This is a genomic window from Mycobacterium sp. IS-1556 (assembly GCF_001499985.1).
In the GTDB taxonomy this organism is placed as follows: domain Bacteria; phylum Actinomycetota; class Actinomycetes; order Mycobacteriales; family Mycobacteriaceae; genus Mycobacterium.
The window spans coordinates 215,602-236,402 of record NZ_LQIM01000038.1 but is presented as its reverse complement, the minus strand read 5'-3'; the positions used below and the strand labels follow the sequence as shown (position 1 = coordinate 236,402).

The following is a 20,801-nucleotide window of genomic DNA, read 5'->3' as shown; positions in this document are numbered from 1 at the left end:
TGAAGCCCGATGGCCCAGTCAAGCCGCAAGGCAACCACCCGGCTGACAGACGACGCGCTGGCATTTCTGTCCGAACGTCATCTGGCCATGCTGACGACGCTGCGATCGGACAATTCACCCCACGTCGTCGCCGTCGGCTTCACGTTCGACCCGAAGACCCACATCGCCCGCGTCATCACCAGCGGCGGGTCGCAGAAGGCGGTGAACGCCGACCGGCAGGGTGTCGCGGTGCTGAGCCAGGTCGACGGCGCCCGCTGGTTGTCGCTGGAGGGCAAGGCCAAGGTCAACGCGGATCCCGACGCCGTCCGTGACGCCGAGCTGCGGTACGCGCAGCGCTACCGCACCCCCCGGGTCAATCCGAAGCGCGTCGTCATCGAGGTCCGGGTCGAGCGGGTGCTCGGGTCGTCGGACCTGCTGGACCGGGTCGAGGTCTAACTCGCGCCGGTGGGGACCACCACCAGCTCGTGTGGCCGGTTGTTGACCGCCATGGCGCCGTCGGCGGTGACGACCACGATGTCCTCGATGCGCGCGCCCCACTCGCCGGGGAAATAGATACCGGGCTCGACGGAGAAAGCCATGCCCTCTTCGAGGGGGAGCGTGTTGCCCGCCACGATGTAGGGCTCCTCGTGCACCGACAGCCCGATGCCGTGGCCGGTGCGGTGCACGAACGCGTCGGCCAGGCCCTCGGCGGCCAGCACGTCGCGCGCCGCGGCGTCCACCTGCTCGGCGGTGACGCCGGGCCGGACCGCCGCGACCGCGGCCCGCTGGGCGCGCTGCAGCACCGCGTAGCGCCGCGCCACGTCGGGGTCCGGCTCGCCGATGCTGTACGTGCGGGTGGAGTCGGAGTTGTAGCCGGGCTCGTAGGGTCCGCCGATGTCCACGACGACGATGTCGCCGGCCCGCAGCTCCCGGTCCGAACACTCGTGATGCGGGTCGGCGCCATGCGGCCCGGACCCGACGATGATGAACGCCACCTCCGAATGACCTTCGGCGACAATGGCTTCGGCGATGTCAGCCGCGATGTCGGCTTCGGTGCGGCCCGGCGCCAGGAATTCCGGCACCCGCGCGTGTACGCGGTCGATGGCCGCGCCGGCCTTGCGCAACGCGTCGATCTCGGCGGCGTCCTTGATCATCCGCAGGCGCCGCAGCACGTCGGTGGCCAGCACCGGCACCGCACCCAGCACGTCGGCGAGCGGCAGCAGATGCAACGCGGGCATCGAGTCGGTCACCGCGACGGCGAGCCGCCCAGACGGCCCGGTCTTGCACATACCACCGCCGAGCGCCTGGGCGACCAGCGCGTACGGGTCGTCGCCGTCGACCCAGTCCTGTACCGCCAGGCCGAGCTCGGGCACCGCGGATTCCGTGAGCGCCGCCAACTCCAGGCGCGGCACCACGATCGTCGGGTCACCGTCGGCGGGCAGCACCAGCGCGGTGAGCCGCTCGAACGTCTGCGCCCGCGAGCCGACCAGATAGCGCAGGTCATAGCCCGGCGTGATGACCAGGCCCGCGAGGCCGGCGTCGGCCGCCGCGGACGCCGCCGCGGCGAGTCGGTGCGCGTAGACATCGGAGCTGAATCGACTGGCGGTCATGCCACGAGGCTAATCCGCGGCGCACTGGCAGGATGGCTCGCATGTCATCCCTCGTGCTGCTCGACGGTGCCAGCATGTGGTTCCGCTCGTATTTCGGAGTCCCCGACAAGATCAAGGCGCCCGACGGCCGCCCGGTCAACGCGCTGCGCGGCTTCCTCGACGCCGTGGCGACCGTGATCACCCGCGAGCGTCCGTCGCGGTTGGTGGTGTGCCGCGACGACGACTGGCGACCGCAGTGGCGCGTCGACCTCATCCCGTCCTACAAGTCGCACCGGGTACTCGAGGAGCACCCGGACGGCGAACCCGACGTCGAGGTGGTGCCCGACGACCTCACGCCGCAGGTCGACATGATCTTCGAGATTCTCGACGCGTTCGGCATCGCCACCGCCGGCGCGCCCGAGTGCGAGGCCGACGACGTGCTCGGCACCCTTGTCACCCGCGAAGAACGTGACCCAGTGGTGGTGGTCAGCGGTGACCGGGATCTGCTGCAGTTGGTGCGCGACGAGCCGGTACCGGTTCGGGTGCTCTACCTCGGCAGCGGGTTGGCCAAGGCCACCAAGTGGGGTCCGACGGAGGTCGCCGAGAAGTACGGCGTGCCGGTCGATCGTGCCGGGCCCGCGTACGCCGAACTGGCCCTGCTGCGAGGCGACCCCAGCGACGGCCTGCCCGGCGTGCCCGGTATCGGTGAGAAGACGGCCGCGACGCTGCTGGCGCAGCATGGCTCACTGGAGAACATCCTGGCCGCGGCCAACGACCCGAAGTCGAAGATGAGCAAGGCGTATCGGACGAAGCTGCGCAACGCCGCCGATTACATCGAGGCCGCCGACCCGGTGGTCAAAGTCGCCACCGACGCCGATCTGAACTGGTCCACACCGTCGGATGCACTGCCGCTGGCCGCCGAGCACCCGCGCAAGGTCGTCAAGCTCGCCGAGACCTACGGCGTCACGTCGTCGATAGGCCGGCTGCAGAAGGCCCTCGACGGGCTGCCCGGCGGCTGAGCCGCCACCGGCCCGCTACTTGGGCCTGCCCACCTCGTAGGTGCCGTCGTCGTCCTGGAACGTGACGGTCACCTGACGCTTGGTGCCGTCGATGCTGACCTCGCAGTCGAACGTCGCGCCCTTCTCGACGGTCGGGTTCTGGCCGTCATTGCACTTGACGTCCTTGACGTTCTTGGCGCCGTAACCGTTCGCCTCATCGGTGAGGATCTGCTGCACCCCGGACTGCGCGGCGTCGATGTCGAGTTTGGTTGTGACGAAGAAGCCGGGCTTCCAGAAGCCCAGCACCAGCACCACCACGACGATCACCGCGGCCAGCAGGCCGATCACGCCGCCGATCACCGCCAGCGAGCGCTTCGAGCCCTCCTCGGCGCCCGGCTGCTGGTACTGCGGGTACTGGCCGAACTGGCCCGGCTGCCCGAACTGCCCGGTGGGCGGCTGGCCGTACTGCGGCTGGCCGGGCGGCTGCCCGTATTGGCCGTACTGCGGCTGCCCGTACTGACCGGGCTGCTGGTAGGCCTGCGGGTTGTACTCGCCGGGCTGCTGACCGTACTGCGGCTCCGTCGCCGGATACTGCTGCGGCGGCTGGTACGCGGGCTGCTGGTATCCCGGGTACTGCTGCGCCTGTGACGGGTCGTAGGCGGGTGGCTGCCACTGCGGCGCGGCCTGCGTCGGTTCGCTGCTCTGCGGCTGCTGCTGCCACGGCTGGTTGGCCGACGACTCGCTGGACGGCTGGTCCGTCGGCTGTTCCGGCTGCTGGCCGGGCCATGACTGCGTCGGATCAGATCCCTGCGGTCCGCTCATCTCACTCCTTGATCGACCGCGGCCGAGCCGCGAGTACATCCGGTGTCGTGCTTCAACACCCTACCGTTGCATGCACTTGCGATGACATATTCAGGCGGGCGCAGCCGCGCGTCATTGCGCGACGGTGCCCTTGCCGCTTGCCTTGGCCCTGCCATCGGCGCCGAAGACGGCTCGCACAGCGGCCTCATCGCCGTCTATGTCGACGAGCGGGAGTACATCGTCGAGCGCGAGCATTCCCGCTGCCAGGCCCAAGACGATTGCGGCGTCGGCCTGCACGACGGCGTCGAGTTCGCGACCGTCGTGCGGGCCGACCGTGATGCCCGTGCGCGTCGCCCGGAGCTGCACCATCCGGCCGTCGACCGCGATCCCGACCGTCAAGGCCCGGCGCCCAGCCGCCGTGCCACCGAGCAGGGCGGGTAGCGCCACGACGAGCCAGTCGGTGCGGAAGACGTCGTCGCCGGGTCCGTGCACCATCAGCGGACTCGACCAGCGAATGAGGCCCTCGATCGGCTCCCGCAGCTGCGCGCCCCATGAGGTGAGGGCATAGGTAACGGCGCCACCGTCGTCAGCGAGCCGCCGTTCGACCACTCCGGCCGCCTCCAGATCGCGGAGCCGACCGGCGAGCAGATTGGTGGCCACGCCCGGCAGCCCGTCGAGCAACTCGCGGTAACGAGCCGGTGCGACGAGGAGTTGGCGAACGATGAGGAGACTCCACCGATCGCCGACGACATCGAGCGCCCGCGCGAGCCCGCAGTACTGGCCGTAGTTTCGACTCATCCCACCACCTATGCTTGACTTATTAAAGCTCGCTTGATTATATCAAGCAGTCTGGCTGACGGATCCCGTTCCCCGAATGCTCTCTGCCGACAAGGAGTTTCAATGGCTGCCACCGGACCCAACGCGCCGCTGTGCACAGCGATCACCGCCCTGCGCGCGGCCGCGGAAAACGGCGACCCCGAAGCGGTGGCCGATCTTCTGGCGCCCGACGTCGTCTTCCACTCCCCGCTCACCTCGCGCATCCGCTTCGAGGGCAAGGACGAAGTAGTGGCGCTGCACCGCGATATCTTCGCCGTGCTCGATGATCTCGGCACAGGCGAAGCACTGACCCTCGGCGATACGGGATCGTTTCCCTTCACCGGGCGCGTGCGCGGACAGAAACTCGAGGCCATGAACGTCGTTCGGGTGAACGAAGACGGGCTGATCGCGGAGTTCACGGTTTTCGCCCGTCCGCTGCCGGCAGTGGCGACACTGTTCGCGACACTTCCGCCGCGGGTCACCGCCAGGCGTCGCGGCCGCGCACGGGGGACGCTGGTGGCAGTCCTGGCCCGACCGCTGGCTCTCGCATTCCGTACCGCAGACTTCTTCGTGCCCCGGCTGATCTAGCCGGTGTCAACAGCGACGACGCCTCGTCGAACGTCGTTGATCGCGCGTTTCGCCGTGGCCCGCAGTGCCGGGGTCGGTGCGGCGTTGCGTACCTGGTCGAGCAGGTCGAGCACTTGACGGCACCACCGGACGAAATCGCCCGCCGACAACGGCGATCCGCTGCCCGCCGCGTCAGAGGCGGCCAGTGCGCTGGTCAGGTCGCCGGTGGTGGCCCACCGGAAGACCGCCGCGACGAAGCCGTCGTCGGGCTCGCGACTCTGGTTGATGCGGTGACGTTGCTCGTCGGCACGCAGTTCCGCCCACAGCCGCCGGGTCTGGTTCACCGCCCGGCGCAGCTTGCCGGTCGGGATGTCGGCCCCGTCGCGTCCTCCCGGCGTGTCGCCGCGGGATTCGTAGAGCACCGCCGAGAGCACAGCCGCCAGTTCTGCCGCGTCCAGGCCCTCCCAGATGCCGGTGCGCAACGCCTCCGCCACCAACAGGTCGCTCTCGCTGTAGATCCGGGCCAGCAGGCGACCGTCGTCGGTCACTTTCGGGTCCTCTGCAGGGCCGGTGATGAAACCGCGTTCGGTCAGTAGCACCACGATCCGGTCGAACGTGCGCGCCAACGAGTTCGTCGCCGCCGCGACCTTCTGCCGGATCTGTTCGTTGTCGCGCTCGATGCGCAGGTACCGCTCGGCCAGCCGCGCTTTCTCCTCCCGCTCGGGCAACTGGTGAGCGGGGTGGGAGCGCAATTGCTCTCGCAGCGCGGCCAATTCGGGGTCGATGTCGCGCTCCTGGCCGGCATTGCCGCTGCGCTTGGGTTTGCGCGCCGGGAGATCGAGGCGGGCCGCGGCCGAGTTCAGCGCCGACGCAAGGTCGCGGCGCGCGCGCGGGTTTCGGTGCTCGACGCGCTTGGGCAGGGGCATCGAACCCAGTGGCGCCGAGGTTCCCGAGTAGTCGGCCGACGAAATCCGCCCGGCCCACCGATGTTCGGTCAACACCAGCGGCCGCGGATCGTCCTCGTCGCGGGCCGGTTCGAGCACGACGGCCAGTCCACCGCGCCGACCGTGGGTGATCGTGATGATGTCGCCGCGGCGCAGCGCCGCCAGCGCTTCGTTGGCCGCCCGGCGCCGCTGCAGCCGCGACGCCCGTGACTGGGCGCGTTCCCGTTCGGAGATCTGCAGCCGCAGCCGGACGTAGCCGAGAACATCGGCTTCCTGGCCGCCGGCCAGTTCGGCGGCGATCTCGTCGAGCATCCGCTCACCGCGCTCGACGCCTCGCCGTAGCCCGACCACCGACCGGTCGGCCTGGTACTGCGCGAACGAGCTCTCCAACAGTTTGTGCGCCTGCGCCGGCCCCATCTGCTGCACGAGGTTGATGGTCATGTTGTACGACGGCGCGAACGAACTGCGCAGCGGGAATGTCCGCGTCGACGCCAACCCGGCCACCTCGGCCGGTTCGACGTCCGGCGTCCACAGCACCACCGCGTGGCCCTCGACGTCGATGCCGCGGCGGCCCGCGCGCCCGGTCAACTGGGTGTACTCCCCCGGCGTCAACGGCACATGCTGCTCGCCGTTGAACTTGACCAGCCGCTCCAGCACCACCGTGCGCGCGGGCATGTTGATACCCAAAGCCAGTGTCTCCGTGGCGAATACCGCCTTCACCAGTCCCGCGGAGAACAGCTCTTCGACGGTGTGGCGGAACACCGGCAGCATCCCGGCGTGGTGGGCCGCCAATCCGCGCAGCAGACCCTCGCGCCACTCGTGGTAGTCGAGAATGATCAGGTCGGCTTCGGGCAGGTCACCACAGCGCCGGTCGACCACCTCGGCGATGCGAACCCGTTCCTCGTCGGTGGTCAGCCGAAGCGAGGACCGCAGGCATTGCTTGACCGCGGAGTCGCACCCGGCGCGCGAGAAGATGAACGTGATCGCCGGCAACAGCCCTTCGCGGTCCAGCGTGCCGATCACATCGGGGCGCGACGGCGGGCGGTACATGCTCGGCCGATCCCGGTAGCGGCCGCGGCCGCGTGGCTGCCAGTCGACCAGGCGGTCGGCTTCGCGCCGATGTGCGATGTGTCGCAACAACTCCGGGTCGACGAGCAACTCCCGGCCCTCTGCTCTCGATGCGCGGGATGCTCGCGTGGCGCGGTAGTCGAACAGGTCGAACAGGCGCCTGCCAACCAACACGTGCTGCCACAGCGGGACGGGCCGGTGCTCGTCGACGACCACCGTGGTGTCGCCGCGCACCGTCTGGATCCAGCCACCGAACTCCTCGGCGTTGCTGACCGTCGCCGACAAGCTCACCAGCCGCACCTCGTCGGGCAGATGCAGGATGACCTCCTCCCACACCGCACCGCGCATCCGGTCGGCCAGAAAGTGCACCTCGTCCATGACGACGTACGAAAGCCCGTGCAGCGTTGAGGAATTGGCGTAGAGCATGTTGCGGAGCACCTCGGTGGTCATGACCACCACGTCGGCGTCGCCGTTGATCGACTGGTCGCCGGTGAGCAACCCGATCTTGTCCGGCCCGTAGCGGGTCACCAGGTCGTTGTGCTTCTGGTTGCTCAGCGCCTTGATCGGTGTGGTGTAGAAGCACTTGCCGCCCGCGGCCAGCGCGAGGTGCACCGCGAACTCGCCCACCACGGTCTTGCCCGCGCCTGTCGGTGCGCACACCAGCACGCCGTGCCCGTTCTCCAGCGCCTCACACGAGCGGCGTTGGAAGTCATCGAGCGCGAACGTCAGCTGCTCGGTGAAACGGGCTAGCTCGCAGCCCAATTCACTAGGTGGCATCGTCATCGACCACGTGCCGCGCCGACGTCGGCACGGTGCTGGGCGCCTCGACGGGCTCGGCGGGTCCGATCGGCGCCGCGACGTCGTCGGGCACATCCTCGAGCGCGGCGCGGCGGGCCTTGCGCCGGTCGTGAAGCCGCGCGATCTGGATCGCGAACTCGAGCAGCACCGTCAATGCGAACGCCAGCGCCAGCATCGAGAACGGATCCGACCCGGGGGTGAAGAGCGCGGCGAACACGAACATCGCGAAGATGAGCCCGCGCCGCCACGCCTTGAGCCGCTCGTAGGTCAACACGCCGACCGCGTTGAGCATCACGATCAGCAGCGGGAACTCGAAGCTGAAGCCGAACACCAGCAGCAGGTTGATCAGGAAGCCGAAGTACTGGTCGCCGGACAGCGCGGTGACCTGCACGTCGCTGCCGACGGTCAGCAGGAAGCCCAGTGCCGTGGACAGCACGATGTAGGCGAGCACCGCGCCGGCGATGAACAGCGCGGCGCCGACGGTGACGAACGCGACCGCGAACCGGCGCTCCTTCTTGTACAGGCCGGGGGTGATGAACGCCCACAACTGGTAGAGCCACACCGGGCAGGCCAGCACGATGCCGGCGGTGAGACCGACCTTCAGGCGCAGAAGGAACTGATCGAACGGCGAGGTTGCCAACAACCGGCACGCCCCGTCGGCGGTGATGTCCGCGCGGGCCGAGGCGGGCAACTCGCAGTACGGACCGCGCAGCCAGTCGCCGAGGCTGGGCAGCCCCAAGACGCCGTGGGTGTACCAGAGGAAGCCCAGGATCGTGGTGACCACGATCGCGGCCGCCGAGATCAGCAGCCGGGTGCGCAGCTCGTGCAGGTGTTCGACCAGCGACATCGTGCCGTCGGGGTTGACGCGGGAGCGCCGCCGGCGAGGATCGAGTTTCTTGAGGAGTCCTGGAGTCTGCACGGCATGCCTACTGACGCGGCAGCGCGGCCGCGGCTAGGTGATCGGTGACGATCAGGCCGGACGTTTGTCCGACGGCTGCTCGGTCTCCGGCGCCGTCTCGACCCGCTCCGAGGCGATCGGCGTCGGCGGAGCCGTTCGGCCGGCGGCATCGGACTCACGCGTGTCCGATTTCGAATCGGCCTGCATCTCCTTGATCTCCGATTTGAAGATCCGCATCGACTTACCGAGCGAGCGCGCCGCGTCCGGGAGCTTCTTGGCACCGAAGAGCAGCACGAACACAGCGATAACGATCACCCAGTGCCAGGGTTGTAGACCACCCAATTTGGTCACCTCCAGACGTCGCGGCCAGTCTACTCGTTCACCCCATACTCGCTCAGCGCCGCGGCGGCCGAGTCGCGCACCCGGGCAGCCAGCCCGGCGGGCTCGAGCACGCGCACGGCCGAGCCGAAGCCGAGCACGAACCGGGCCATCCAGTCGTCGGAGGCATACGTCATCGCGGCCTCGCAGGCGCCGTCGGGCAGTTCCCGGAGGACCCGCAACGGGTAGTAGTCGAACATCCAGGCCGCCGAGCGGTCGATCAGCAACGTCGCCGACGGCAGCGAGGGGTCGGCGTCGAACAGCGAGGTGTCCGGTTCCGCCTGCACGGCCGGAGGCGGCGGCGCCGACGGCTCGTCGAGGACGTGCGCGTCGACGATGCGGTCGAATCGGAACAGCCGCACTCCCTCCGCCGACCGGCACCAGGCCTCCAGGTAGCTGTGGTCGCCGACCAGCACGACGCGGATCGGGTCGACGGCCCGGCTGGTCAGCATGTCGTGCGACGCCGAGTAATACTCGATCGACAGCGCACGTCCGTCGCGCACCGCCTGCCGCACCGCCGCGGCGGCCTCGCTCTCCACGGGCGCCGGCTCGTCGACCGCCGCGCCGCCGTGGCCCACGGTCCCGGCGGCCGACTCGATCTTCGCGATCGCGCTGCGCGCGGCCTCCGGGTCGACCATGCCCGGTATGTCGGCCAACGCCCGCAAGGCGACCAACACGCCGGTCGCCTCCGGCGAAGTCAGCCGCAGCGGGTGGTCGATACCCGCGGTGAACGTCACTTCGATTGTGTCGCCGGAGAATTCGAAGTCGATCAGGTCGCCGGGTCCGTAGCCCGGCAGGCCGCACATCCACAGCTGGTTGAGATCGTCGCGCAACTGCTTGACGGTGACGCCGAGGTCCGATGCAGCCTCGGCGTAGGTGATCCTGGGGTTGGCCTGGAAGTACGGCACCATGTTGAGCAGCCGCACCAGCCGTGTCGACACGGTTGTCATGCGCTATCCGCCTGGGCTCGCAACCTGGCCAGCACGTCCTCGCGTAGCGGCTCGGGCTCGAGCGCCACCGCGTCGGGCCCGTAGCTGGCGACCTCGCGAGCCAACCGGTCGAACATGCCGATGTCGATGGTGATGACCTCGCCGGCCCGTCCGTTGTGCGTGTGCGGAGCGACCGAGACGGCCCGTCGCCGCAGCGCAGTGCCCCTGCCCTCGGCGATCCAGACCCGGGCCTGCCCGCCCGACGGCCAGTCGCCGACCGCGCGCCCGACGATCTCGCGCAGATCGACGTCGGGCGGGCGCCGTACCGCGCCGGGCGGCCCGATGGCCGCCACCTCGCCGATCCGGGAGAGCCGAAACGTCCGGGTGGCGTCGCGGTCGCGGTCGTGTCCGACCAGATACCAGCGGCCCTTGTCGGTGACGACGCCCCAGGGCTCCACCGTGCGGGTGGTGTAGGGCTCGCTTCGCGAGGGTCGGTGCGAGAACTGCACTGCTTGTCCGGAATCGATGGCCGACAACAGGATTCCCAGTACCTCCTCCGAGCCGCGCAATCCCGGCAGCGTCGCGGTCGACGTGATCGCGGGCGCGGCGTCGACGGCGTCGATGTCGATGCCGGCCGCGCGCAGTTTCAGCAGCGCGCCCTGGGTGGCGGTGATCAGTTCGGGCGACTCCCACAGCTGGGTGGCGACGGCGACGGCTGCCGCCTCGTCGGGCGTCAATTCGACCGCGGGCAGCGCGTAGGCGTCGCGGTTGATCCGGTAGCCCTCGGTGGGATCGAACTGCGAAACGCGGCCGGTTTCCAGCGGGATGCCGAGGTCGCGCAACTCGTTCTTGTCCCGCTCGAACATGCGCGAGAAGGCCTCGTCGCTGGGGCTGTCGGAGTAGCCGGAGACCGTTTCGCGGATGCGCTCGGCGGTGATGAAGTTCCGCGTCGACAGCAGCGCGATCACGAGGTTCATCAGCCGCTCGACTTTGGAGATCGCCACTCGGCTCAGCCTAGTGTGGGTGGCCCACGGCGAGCGCTCACCCTGGTACGGATTTTCGCGCCGAAACCGTACTTGGTTGAGCGCTCATGCGGCCATCGTTCGCGTGAGCTGGACACGAATGCGGCGGACCATCACATCGGGCTGCCTCCGCACATCGTCGCTGACGATCGACATCACCCCCCAGTCGATCTCCTCGAGGGCAGCCCGCTTTTGGCGGTCCTTGCGTAGCGATTCTCGCGAACTGTGGTAGTCGAATCCGTCGAACTCGACGGCAACCTTGCGATCCGGCCAGGCGAAGTCGACCCGCCACAATCGACCGTCTCGGTCGACGATCTCGTGCTGCAGGGCCGGATGTGGTAACCCGCCATCGATCATGACGAGACGGGCCTCGCTTTCCATCGGTGACTCGGCTTCAGGCCGGGCCAGCGGTATGAGCTCTCGGACGGTCACGACGCCGCGCCGGCCGGCCTGTGCTTGAGCGGCTGCCAGCAGGTCGAGGCGATCGCACGTCTGACTGCGCAAGGCGGCATCGAGCGTCGCCAAGGCCCGAGGGCGGTGCAGGCTTCGCGCCACCTCGACCGCAGTCCAACCCGGCGCGGTGAGCGGACGGCCACGGTAGCTGGTAAGGGGCGCGCCCTGCCTCCGATGCACTCGAAGGCCCGGCTGGTCCCGCAGAAGGCGGCTCTCCGGGTTGAGGACATGCAGGTCGGTGACGTTCTCGGTGTCGAAACCGAAAAGCGCCGCGGCGGTGCCCAGACACACCGCAACCCGACCACCGCAGCGCAGGTCCAACCCGTGCAGACGAGTAAACGCATCGGGTGCACCACGGCTGTAAATACCAGGAAAGATCTTGACCAGTTCGGCGGTCCTCAGTAAGCGCTGCAAACCGCGACGGCTCAGGTGATCCAAGATCTGCGAATAGGTTGCGACTCCGCCCTGCGCAGCGAAGACGGCGCAGAGCTCTGGCGGCATTTGCGCATTGTGTGTTGAGCCGCCACGAAATCGCCAGCAGGGCCTGTGGATAACTGCCGAGCGCTCACCCTGGTACGGATTTTCGCGCCGAAACCGTACGTGGTTGAGCGCTCGAGCTAAATGGCTGAAGACCTACATCGAGGCGATGAGTCGCTTCACCCGCTCGTCGACCGAGCGGAACGGGTCCTTGCACAACACCGTGCGCTGAGCCTGGTCATTGAGTTTCAGGTGCACCCAGTCCACGGTGAAGTCGCGACCAGCCTCCTGCGCGGCGCTGATGAACTCCCCGCGCAGCTTGGCCCGCGTGGTCTGCGGCGGCGTGTTGACCGCGGCCTCGATGTCCTCGTCGGTGGTGATCCGCGCGGCCAGTCCCTTGCGCTGTAACAGGTCGAACACGCCGCGACCACGCTTGATGTCGTGATACGCCAGGTCCAGCTGGCTGATCTTCGGATCGGACAGCTCCATGTTGTAGCGGTCCTGGTAGCGCTGGAACAGCTTGCGCTTGATCACCCAGTCGATCTCGGTGTCGACCTTGGCGAAGTCCTGACTCTCCACGGCATCCAGTTGGCGTCCCCACAGGTCCACGACCTGCTGGATCTGCGTATTCGGCTCCCGCGTCTGCACGTACTCCACCGCGCGGGAGTAATACTCGCGTTGAATGTCGAGCGCGCTGGCCTGCCGGCCGCCGGCGAGCCGCACGGGGCGCCGGCCGGTCAGGTCGTGGCTGACCTCGCGGATCGCCCGGATGGGGTTGTCCAGCGAGAAGTCGCGGAACGCGATCCCGGCCTCGATCATCTCCAGCACCAGCGACGCCGTGCCGACCTTGAGCATCGTGGTGGATTCGCACATGTTCGAGTCGCCGACGATGACGTGCAGTCTGCGGTACTTCTCGGCGTCGGCGTGCGGCTCGTCGCGGGTGTTGATGATCGGGCGCGACCGCGTCGTCGCAGACGACACCCCTTCCCAGATGTGCTCGGCGCGCTGGCTCAGGCAGAACGTCGCCGCCTTCGGCGTCTGCAGGACCTTGCCCGCGCCGCACAGCAGCTGACGGGTGACCAGGAACGGCAGTAGCACATCCGAGATGCGCGAGAACTCGCCCGCGCGCACGATCAGGTAGTTCTCGTGGCAGCCGTAGGAGTTGCCCGCCGAGTCGGTGTTGTTCTTGAACAGGTAGATGTCCCCGCCGATGCCCTCGTCGGCCAACCGTTGCTCAGCGTCGATGAGCAGGTCTTCGAGCACCCGCTCACCCGCCCGGTCGTGGGTGACCAACTGGCTCAGGCTGTCGCACTCGGCGGTGGCGTACTCCGGGTGGCTGCCCACGTCCAGGTAGAGCCGGGCGCCGTTGCGGAGGAAGACGTTCGAACTGCGGCCCCACGACACCACCCGCCGGAAGAGGTAGCGGGCGACCTCATCGGGGCTCAGCCGCCGGTGGCCGTGGAACGTGCAGGTGACACCGAACTCGGTCTCGATGCCCATGATCCGTCGCTGCACCTCATCGAGACTACTGGTTGCCCGGCGGCCACGTCGGGCAAGCCGCGCCGAAGATCGCGGCGGACATCGGCGTTGACAGGGCGTTGACACTGTCGGCGCGGTCCGTCACGGCCGGCCCTGTGGATAACTTCGGCACGGTTGGCCCCGGTTCTGTCAGCATGAGCCATGGGGGAAATCGTTGAGGTCGACGTGTCGCAGCTGCGCACCGTCGCCGACAGAGTCATGACCGCCGCCGAACGGATCGCCGAGACACCGTGGCCCGAATTGGATGCAGACGCCCTGCCCGGTTCAGCCGTCGGAAACGTCACGGCACCCACGCTCGGCGCGGCGCGGCTCGCCGGGGTGGTCGCCGACATGCGCCGATGGGCCCTGGCGGCCGAGAAGTCGGCTGATGCGTTCGAGCGCGCAGAAGAACGCAACGTCGACCGTCTCGGACGGTGACGCGGCCGACCATCGGCCAGGCCGAAGCCTGGCGACCCGACGCGCTGCACGTGTTGGCAGCGGAATGGGACCGCCACGCCCGGCTCGTGTCGGCTCATGCCGACACCCTGGCCGCCGAGTTCGGCTTCTGGTCCGGCGCGGCCGCCGACGCGGCTCGCATGCAGGCGAAAACCATTGTGGCAACGGCCGATACGGTTGCTCGCGCCCTTGTGTTGGGGGCCGCCGCGGCGCGCGACGGAGCGTCTCAGATCGCCTCGGCGCGCGCCGAGGTCATGGCGTTGGCCTCCGCGGCCACCGCTGACGGGTTCGCCGTCGACGACGCCGGATCGGTGTCCGTGCAGGCGGACCCCTCGGAGCTGCTGGTCGCGTTGTCCGGTGGCGTCCCGGCCGTCGCGGTGGAGATGCTCACTGTGCGGGCGGCCGAACTGACCAGCCAGCTCGGTCAGGCGCTCGATCGCCTGGACGCCGCGGACGCCGACGCCGCGAACGACATCGTGGAGGCGTTCGCGATGCGGGCCGCCGGCGACGTGGGAGCGGAAGCCGACGTCGTCGCCGCGTGGCCGACCTCGAGCCAGGACCGGATCGCCGACCAGATCACGACGATGACGCCCGAGCAGCGGCAGCAGTTGGTCGACGCGTTCCCTGCGCAGGTCGGCAATACCGACGGCGTGCCGTGGGAGATGCGGATCGAGGCCAACCGGACGAACGTCGCACAGGCTGTGCTGCGTGAACCCGATCCCGACCGCCTTGCGCTGTACCGGGGCCTGTTAGCCGAAATCGACGATCCGGCAGGCGAACACGGCCGCATCGACCGCCAGCTGCTCGCGTTCGACCCGGCCCGGGCGTCGCTGGTGGAACTGCACGGCGACGTCGCGTCGGCGTCGAGCGTCGCGGTGCTGGTGCCGGGTTTGAACACGACGATCGCCGGTTCGGCGGCGAACGCGCGGACCGCGCGCCGGTTCGTCTCGGCGACCCGCGGCGACACCGCGACGATCACCTATCTCGGTGGCCCGTTTCCGCGCGGCGACAATCCGGCGAGCGCGCTGGCGGCTGCGGCCGATCCTCGGTACGCGCTCGCCATGGCGCCGCGACTGGTCGCGTTCAGCGAGGACGTCGACCGCACCGTGGACGCGACCGGCCGCCGGGTGCCGGTCACGGTCATCGGCCACTCCTATGGCGGGTCGATCGTGGGCACGGCGGAATCGTTGGGACTGACCTCCGACCGCACGTTGTACGTGGCGGCCGCCGGCGCGGGTGTCGGGGTAGACGATCCCGGTGACTGGCACAACCGCAACCCGGATGTGGTGCGCTTCTCGATGACGCCGCCGGGCGATCTCATCGCGCTGGTGCAGGGCGTTCCTGGCGGCCCGCACGGCGCCGACCCCGACGAGATGCCCGGTGTGATCCGGTTACCGACCGGACGTTACGACGACGGGCGGCCGATGGCCGGTCCGGGTGCCCACTCCGACGTGCTCAACGCGCCATCGGACTCATGGCGGGCGATTCTGGGGGTGATCACCGGCGATCTCGGAAGGGATGGCGCAACCGCGCAACAAGCGGGTTGACATCCGGCCAGAATGAGCCGATGTGGTCCCGTAGCTCTCCTGTCGACGGGTTCCGGCTCGCCTACGACCGGTTCGGCATCCGGGGCGCGCCGCCAGTGGTTCTGCTGCACGGTTGGCCCGGCAACCGCCAGGACTACCGCCGGGTGATACCGCTGCTCGGTGATGCCGCCGATGTCGTCGTGCCGGACCTGCGCGGGTTCGGCGGCTCGGACAAACACGCGGTCGCGATCCGGCATTTCTACAGCGCCACCGCGCAGGCGGGCAGCGTCATCGGCCTGATCAAGGATCTGGAGCTGTCGCAGGTGGTGCTCGCCGGCTACGACGTCGGCAGTCGAGTCGCGCAGAGCGTCGCCCGCATGCAGCCGGATCTGGTGCGCTCGCTGGTGCTGTCCCCGCCGCTGCCCGGCGCAGGGGACCGCGTCCTGACGGCGAAGGCGCAGAGCGAGTTCTGGTACCAGGCGTTTCATCAGCTGCCGTTGGCGGCGCAGTTGATCGACGGCAATCCCGACCTCGTCCGCGACTACCTGCGGCACTTCTGGACGCACTGGTCGGGTCCGGACTTCACTGTCTCCGATGATGATCTGGAGCGGCTGGTGTCCGACTACGGCCTGCCCGGCGCGTTCACCGCCTCGATCGCGTGGTACCGCGCGGGCGCCGGCATGATCGCCCAGTCGTTGACCGAACTGCCACCGGAACGAGCCATCAAGATCCATGTGCCCACCGATGTGGTGTGGCCGCGCCATGATCCCCTGTTCCCGGTCGAGTGGTCGGACCGGCTGGGGCACTACTTCACCGATGTGGAGCTGCACTTCGCTTACGATGCAGGGCATTTCACCCCGCTCGAGTGTCCCGAGCAGTTCGCCGAGCTTATCCTCATTCGGGCTCGACCCGCACCGGCCGCGGGTTGACCGCGTCGGTACGAGTAAAGAGTTACTCGCCCGAGCTCTCGGACGTCTCCGAAGACGCCTCGGTCGGGAGCAGCGATTCCAGTGCGGCGCCGGTGATCCGGCGGAATGCCCGGCGCGGCCGGTTGGCGTCCAGAATGGCCACCTCGAGCGTCGACGGCCCCAGCGTGCGCTGTTCCGAGCCGCCGTTGCCATCGACCTTCAGTGCGTCGACGGCGATCTTCACCGCGTCCTGCAGCCCGGCGTTCTCGGTGTAGGACTCCTTGAGCGCCGCGGTGATCGGATCAGTCGTACCGCCCATCACCACGAAGTGCGGTTCGTCGGCGATCGACCCGTCGTAGGTGATGCGGTACATCTCGGGCGGTTTCGTTTCGCCGTAATGGGCGACCTCCGCGACGCACAACTCGACCTCGTAGGGCTTGGCCTGCTCGGTGAAGATGCTGCCGAGCGCTTGGGCATACCTGTTCGCGAGCTGGCGGCCGGTGACGTCCCGACGAGAATAGGCATAGCCCTGGGTGTCGGCGAGCTGAATGCCGCCGCGGCGCAAGCTGTCGAACTCGTTGAACCGCCCGACGGCCGCGAAGCCGACCCTGTCGTAGAGCTCACTGACCTTCTGCAGTGAGCGAGACGGGTTCTCGGCGACGAACAGCACGCCGTCGGCGTACGCCAGCGCCACCACGCTGCGTCCCCTGGCGATGCCTTTGCGCGCGAGCTCGGAACGCTCGCGCATCGCCTGCTCAGGCGAGATGAAATAGGGAAAGCTCACGAATCTCCCCGCGCGTCGGTCGAACGGTGGACGGCGTCCGGGCCGAAGGTGTCAGAGCGCGAACGGTTTTCGATCACCTGCCGGGCGAACTCGGCGATGCGCTCCTCGGACACCTCCTCGGCGCCGTCGGCACCGATGATCACCGCGGTGGGATAGATGCCGCGCACCAGGTCGGGCCCGCCGGTCGCCGAATCGTCGTCGGCGGCGTCGTACAGCGCCTCGATGGCCACCCGCAGCGCCGAATCCCCGTCGGTCACCTGCGAATACAACTTCTTCATCGACGACTTCGCGAAGATCGAGCCCGATCCCACCGACTGGTAACCCTCTTCCTCGATGTTCCAGCCGCCGGCCGCGTCGAAGGACACGATGCGCCCGGCCGCCTCGGGGTTCGCGTCGTCGAGGTCGTAGCCCGCGAGCAACGGCAGCGCGACGAACCCCTGCAGGGCGGCGCCGAGGTTGCCGCGCACCATGGTGGCGAGTCGGTTGACCTTGCCGGAGAAGGTCAGCGCGACGCCTTCGAGTTTTTCGTAGTGCTCGAGCTCGACGGCGTAGAGCCGGGCGAACTCGACCGCGATCGCCGCGGTCCCGGCGATGCCGGTCGCGGTGTAGTCGTCGGTGATGTAGACCTTCTGCACATCGCGGCTGGCGATCATGTTGCCCTGGGTGGCGCGGCGGTCACCGGCCATCACCACGCCGCCGGGGTACTTCAGCGCGACGATCGTGGTGCCGTGCGGCAACGCATCCGTGGCGACGGCGTGCTCGTTGACGGGCAGGAGTTCGGGCGCCTGTCGGCGCAGCAGTTCAGAAAAGGACGACAAGTCCACGGGTACGGAGAAAGCTCCTGGTAGAGGTGTGGGAAAGGCCAGCTGATCGCGGTGCGGCCAGGTCACTGTCCACCTTTCTGGACGTACGCGCGGACGAAGTCCTCGGCGTTCTCCTCGAGAACGTCGTCGATCTCGTCCAGCAGGTCGTCGGTTTCCTCAGCCAGCTTCTCGCGACGCTCCTGCCCGGCGGCCGTGCTGCCGGTGGGGTCGTCGTCATCGCCGCCGCCACCGCCACGCTTGGTCTGCTCCTGAGCCATCGCTGCCTCCTGCGTATGTCATCGGCGGCTCACTGCTGCCCGCCGTCACTCCACATTACCGGTCGCCGCGCGGAATTCCTGCGATAGCGCGCTCAGGTGGTGAGCTGTTCCACCAGCTCGACGGCGCTGTCCACCGAATCCAGCAGCGCCCCGACATGGGCCTTGCTGCCGCGCAGCGGCTCCAGCGTCGGGATTCGGACGAGCGAATCACCACCCAGGTCGAAGATCACCGAGTCCCAGCTGGCCGCGGCGATATCGGCCCCGAACCGGCGCAGGCACTCGCCGCGGAAGTAGGCGCGGGTGTCGGTCGGCGGGTTGTCGACCGCGTCGAGCACCTGCTGCTCGGTGATCAGCCGCTTCATCGATCCGCGCGCCACCAGCCGGTTGTACAGGCCCTTGTCCAGCCGGACGTCGGAGTACTGCAAATCGACCAGGTGCAGCCGCGGCGCCGACCAACCCAGGTTCTCCCGGTGCCGGAAGCCCTCGAGCAGCCGCAGTTTGGCGGGCCAGTCCAGCAGCTCCGCGCATTCCATCGGGTCGCGCTCCAGCAGGTCGAGCACATTCGCCCACGTCTCGACGATGTCGTTGGCGCGGGGGTCCGGGTCGCGGCTGTCCACGAGCTTGGCCACCCGGTCGAGGTACATGCGTTGCAGCGCAAGGGCGGTCACTTCGCGGCCGTCGGCCAGTGCAACGGTGGCGCGCAGCGACGGATCGCGACTGATCACATGGACGGAGTGCACGGGACGGGCCAGCGCGAGATCGCTGAGCTCCATGCCCTCCTCGATCAGATCCAGCACCAGCGCCGTCGCGCCGAGCTTGAGGTACGTCGAGGTTTCGGACAAGTTCGCATCGCCGATGATCACGTGCAGCCTGCGGTACTTGTCGGCGTCGGCGTGCGGCTCGTCGCGGGTGTTGATGATGCCGCGCTTGAGCGTCGTCTCCAGGCCGACCTCGACCTCGATGTAGTCCGCGCGCTGCGACAGCTGGAACCCCGGCTCGTCGCCCGAGGGACCGATGCCCACCCGGCCCGAGCCGGTGATCACCTGGCGCGACACCAGGAACGGGGTCAGGCCCGCGATCACCGCGGAGAACGGGGTCTGCCGGCTCATCAGATAGTTCTCGTGCGACCCGTACGAAGCGCCCTTGCCGTCCACGTTGTTCTTGTACAGCTGCAGCCTCACGGCGCCGGGCACGCTCGCGACGTGCCGGGCGGCGGCCTCCATCACCCGTTCGCCGGCCTTGTCCCAGATCACGGCGTCGAGCGGGTCGGTGCACTCCGGCGCGGAGTACTCCGGATGGGCGTGGTCGACGTACAGCCGCGCGCCGTTGGTGAGGATCATGTTCGCCGCGCCGACCTCGTCGGCATCGACCACCGGGGGCGGGCCGGCCGACCGGCTGAGGTCGAATCCGCGGGCGTCGCGCAGCGGTGATTCCACCTCATAGTCCCAGCGCGTGCGCTTGGCCCGCTGGATCCCGGCGGCGGCGGCGTACGCCAGCACCGCTTGGGTGGACGTGAGAATCGGATTCGCGGTCGGGTCGGACGGCGACGAGATGCCGTACTCGACTTCCGTTCCGATAATCCGTTGCATGTCGCCAAGCGTAGGTGACGGCGCGAAGTAGCCTGCGACCGTGCCTTCCGATGGGGCTAATCCTTCATTGGTCGACGCGGCGCAACGGCGCGCGGCCGACCGCTGGTTCCTCGCGCACGGGCTGCCGGCGGTGCTGCGGCCGGGCCGCCTGGTGCGCCGGCTGTGGTCCCGGTCGGCGCCGGCCCTGGCAGGCTTCGCCGTTCTGATGGCGACCTCCGTGGTGGTCGTGGCGGTGACCGGCAAACACGCCGTGGACATCGACGGCAGGCCGACGCGTGCCGAGTGGTTCGTGCTGGCGCTGCTGGTGCTGGTGCTCCCGGTCGCGGCGGCCGTCGGCTGGTGGGTGTCACGGATCGTGTCGCAGAGCGGTCGCTTGCTCGCCTCGGCGGGCGCCGTGGGCGTTTCGGTCGTCGGCGCTGTCTTCGGCGGCCCGAGTTCGTACCTGTCGAGCAATCTGGTGCTGGTGGCGGTTTCGGTCGCAATCACGTTGGCGCTCACCGCATCCGGGGTCGGCTCGATTCTGGGTTGGGCCGCTCACGTGACGCTGAGCCATCTCGCTGCGGCAGGGTCACTGCTGCTGCGCGCGCTGCCCGTGCTGCTGCTGACCATCCTGGTCTTCTTCAACTCGCCGGTGTGGCTGATGGCGGCGACGGTGTCGCGTACCCGGCTGTGGTTGGCGCTGTGGTTCCTCGGCGCTGTCGCGGTGGCATTCGTCGTGTCGGTGACGGTCGACCGAATGCGGCCGATGATCAACGCGGCCGAACCCGACACGCGACACGTCGCGAAGCTCGACGACACCCCATTCGCGGGGATGCCGGATCCCACGGAGGTCAAGCCGCTGGGCCGCGCCGAGCGGTTGAACGTGTACTTCGTGCTGGCGGTGTCACAACTGGCCCAGATCCTGGTGGTGGCGGTGGTCACGGCGTTGTTGTTCTTCGTACTGGGTTTGATCCTGCTCTCCCCCGAACTGCTTGCGGCGTGGACGCGCAACGGGTCCAGCGATGGCCGGTTCCTCGGGATGACCATCCCGGTGCCCGAGGCGCTGATTCAGGTCACGCTGTTCCTCGGCGCCTTGACGTTCATGTACGTCAGCGCCCGGGCGGTCGGCGACGACGCTTACCGCGACCGTTTCGTCACTCCGCTGATCGACGGACTACGGCTCACGCTGACCGCCCGCAACCGGTACCGGGCGGCGGTACCGGCGCGGTAACCGCACCGACCA

The 20,801-nt window shown here is 68.7% G+C and carries 21 protein-coding genes; 7 read left to right on the top strand and 14 right to left on the bottom strand.

Annotation, left to right across the window (positions count from 1 at the left end; all coding sequences use genetic code 11):
- Positions 1-9: 9 nt before the first annotated feature.
- A complete protein-coding gene (locus AU187_RS19440; RefSeq protein ID WP_059102173.1) occupies positions 10-435 on the top strand; it encodes a F420-dependent biliverdin reductase in 426 nt (141 codons plus the stop codon).
- Here AU187_RS19440 and AU187_RS19435 read toward each other — a convergent pair.
- Complete coding sequence (locus AU187_RS19435) at positions 432-1,589, bottom strand: M24 family metallopeptidase (RefSeq protein WP_059167200.1); 1,158 nt, start codon at positions 1,587-1,589, stop codon at positions 432-434. The two genes, AU187_RS19440 and AU187_RS19435, sit on opposite strands and share 4 nt — an antisense overlap.
- A gap of 32 nt (positions 1,590-1,621) precedes the next feature.
- Here AU187_RS19435 and AU187_RS19430 point away from each other — a divergent pair, with 32 nt between their 5' ends.
- The gene (locus tag AU187_RS19430; protein ID WP_082683735.1) at positions 1,622-2,587 is read left to right on the top strand and encodes a 5'-3' exonuclease; all 966 of its coding nucleotides are present in this window, start codon (positions 1,622-1,624) and stop codon (positions 2,585-2,587) included.
- 15 nt (positions 2,588-2,602) lie between these two features.
- Here the strand turns inward: AU187_RS19430 and AU187_RS19425 are convergent, their stop codons facing one another.
- On the bottom strand, positions 2,603-3,388 hold the full coding sequence (locus tag AU187_RS19425) for a DUF4333 domain-containing protein (protein WP_059102170.1): 786 nt from the start codon (positions 3,386-3,388) through the stop codon (positions 2,603-2,605).
- A gap of 111 nt (positions 3,389-3,499) precedes the next feature.
- Positions 3,500-4,165 (bottom strand): winged helix-turn-helix transcriptional regulator, encoded by a 666-nt coding sequence (locus AU187_RS19420; RefSeq protein ID WP_059102169.1) that lies wholly within the window; start codon positions 4,163-4,165, stop codon positions 3,500-3,502.
- 102 nt (positions 4,166-4,267) lie between these two features.
- Here AU187_RS19420 and AU187_RS19415 point away from each other — a divergent pair, with 102 nt between their 5' ends.
- On the top strand, positions 4,268-4,771 hold the full coding sequence (locus AU187_RS19415; RefSeq protein WP_059102168.1) for a nuclear transport factor 2 family protein: 504 nt from the start codon (positions 4,268-4,270) through the stop codon (positions 4,769-4,771).
- Here the strand turns inward: AU187_RS19415 and AU187_RS19410 are convergent.
- The 7 genes from AU187_RS19410 to pafA all read right to left on the bottom strand — a co-directional run bounded on the left by AU187_RS19410 (position 4,768) and on the right by pafA (position 13,232).
- On the bottom strand, positions 4,768-7,539 hold the full coding sequence (locus AU187_RS19410) for a DEAD/DEAH box helicase (RefSeq protein WP_502687777.1): 2,772 nt from the start codon (positions 7,537-7,539) through the stop codon (positions 4,768-4,770). The genes AU187_RS19415 and AU187_RS19410 overlap by 4 nt on opposite strands.
- The gene (gene tatC, locus AU187_RS19405) at positions 7,529-8,479 is read right to left on the bottom strand and encodes a twin-arginine translocase subunit TatC (RefSeq protein WP_059102166.1); all 951 of its coding nucleotides are present in this window, start codon (positions 8,477-8,479) and stop codon (positions 7,529-7,531) included. The genes AU187_RS19410 and tatC overlap by 11 nt, the downstream gene beginning before the upstream one ends.
- Before the next feature lie 51 nt (positions 8,480-8,530).
- Positions 8,531-8,800 (bottom strand): Sec-independent protein translocase subunit TatA, encoded by a 270-nt coding sequence (tatA, locus tag AU187_RS19400; RefSeq protein WP_059102320.1) that lies wholly within the window; start codon positions 8,798-8,800, stop codon positions 8,531-8,533.
- Positions 8,801-8,829: 29 nt separating this feature from the next.
- On the bottom strand, positions 8,830-9,786 hold the full coding sequence (locus AU187_RS19395; protein ID WP_059102165.1) for a helix-turn-helix transcriptional regulator: 957 nt from the start codon (positions 9,784-9,786) through the stop codon (positions 8,830-8,832).
- On the bottom strand, positions 9,783-10,769 hold the full coding sequence (locus AU187_RS19390) for a helix-turn-helix transcriptional regulator (RefSeq protein WP_059102164.1): 987 nt from the start codon (positions 10,767-10,769) through the stop codon (positions 9,783-9,785). Before AU187_RS19390 ends, AU187_RS19395 begins: the two co-directional genes overlap by 4 nt.
- A gap of 84 nt (positions 10,770-10,853) precedes the next feature.
- Positions 10,854-11,741, bottom strand: coding sequence for a type IV toxin-antitoxin system AbiEi family antitoxin (locus AU187_RS19385; RefSeq protein ID WP_059102163.1), 888 nt, complete (start codon positions 11,739-11,741; stop codon positions 10,854-10,856).
- Between the two features lie 132 nt (positions 11,742-11,873).
- Entirely contained in the window at positions 11,874-13,232 is a 1,359-nt protein-coding gene (gene pafA / locus AU187_RS19380; protein ID WP_156425392.1) for a Pup--protein ligase, read from the bottom strand.
- A 165-nt stretch (positions 13,233-13,397) separates the two neighbouring features.
- Here pafA and AU187_RS19375 point away from each other — a divergent pair, with 165 nt between their 5' ends.
- From AU187_RS19375 to AU187_RS19365, 3 genes are read left to right on the top strand one after another with little or no spacing between them, the layout of a single operon-like run.
- On the top strand, positions 13,398-13,673 hold the full coding sequence (locus tag AU187_RS19375; protein WP_059102162.1) for a DUF7162 family protein: 276 nt from the start codon (positions 13,398-13,400) through the stop codon (positions 13,671-13,673).
- A complete protein-coding gene (locus tag AU187_RS19370) occupies positions 13,670-15,238 on the top strand; it encodes an alpha/beta hydrolase (protein ID WP_059167198.1) in 1,569 nt (522 codons plus the stop codon). The genes AU187_RS19375 and AU187_RS19370 overlap by 4 nt, the downstream gene beginning before the upstream one ends.
- Before the next feature lie 20 nt (positions 15,239-15,258).
- Positions 15,259-16,146 carry an alpha/beta fold hydrolase gene (locus AU187_RS19365; RefSeq protein WP_059167197.1) on the top strand — a complete coding sequence of 296 codons (888 nt, stop codon included), beginning with the start codon at positions 15,259-15,261 and terminating at the stop codon, positions 16,144-16,146.
- Between the two features lie 22 nt (positions 16,147-16,168).
- On the opposite strand, the gene prcA is transcribed toward AU187_RS19365, so the two are convergent.
- From prcA to dop, 4 genes are all read right to left on the bottom strand, one after another.
- Positions 16,169-16,909, bottom strand: a complete 741-nt coding sequence (gene prcA, locus AU187_RS19360) for a proteasome subunit alpha (RefSeq protein ID WP_059167196.1) — start codon at positions 16,907-16,909, stop codon at positions 16,169-16,171.
- Positions 16,906-17,799, bottom strand: coding sequence for a proteasome subunit beta (gene prcB, locus AU187_RS19355; protein WP_059102158.1), 894 nt, complete (start codon positions 17,797-17,799; stop codon positions 16,906-16,908). Before prcB ends, prcA begins: the two co-directional genes overlap by 4 nt.
- Entirely contained in the window at positions 17,796-17,990 is a 195-nt protein-coding gene (locus AU187_RS19350; protein WP_059102157.1) for a ubiquitin-like protein Pup, read from the bottom strand. The genes prcB and AU187_RS19350 overlap by 4 nt, the downstream gene beginning before the upstream one ends.
- Positions 17,991-18,082: 92 nt before the next feature.
- Positions 18,083-19,579 carry a depupylase/deamidase Dop gene (gene dop / locus AU187_RS19345; RefSeq protein WP_059167195.1) on the bottom strand — a complete coding sequence of 499 codons (1,497 nt, stop codon included), beginning with the start codon at positions 19,577-19,579 and terminating at the stop codon, positions 18,083-18,085.
- A 40-nt stretch (positions 19,580-19,619) separates the two neighbouring features.
- On the opposite strand from dop, the gene AU187_RS19340 reads away from it, so the two are divergent.
- Positions 19,620-20,789 (top strand): hypothetical protein, encoded by a 1,170-nt coding sequence (locus AU187_RS19340; protein WP_286132066.1) that lies wholly within the window; start codon positions 19,620-19,622, stop codon positions 20,787-20,789.
- Positions 20,790-20,801: the final 12 nt, after the last annotated feature.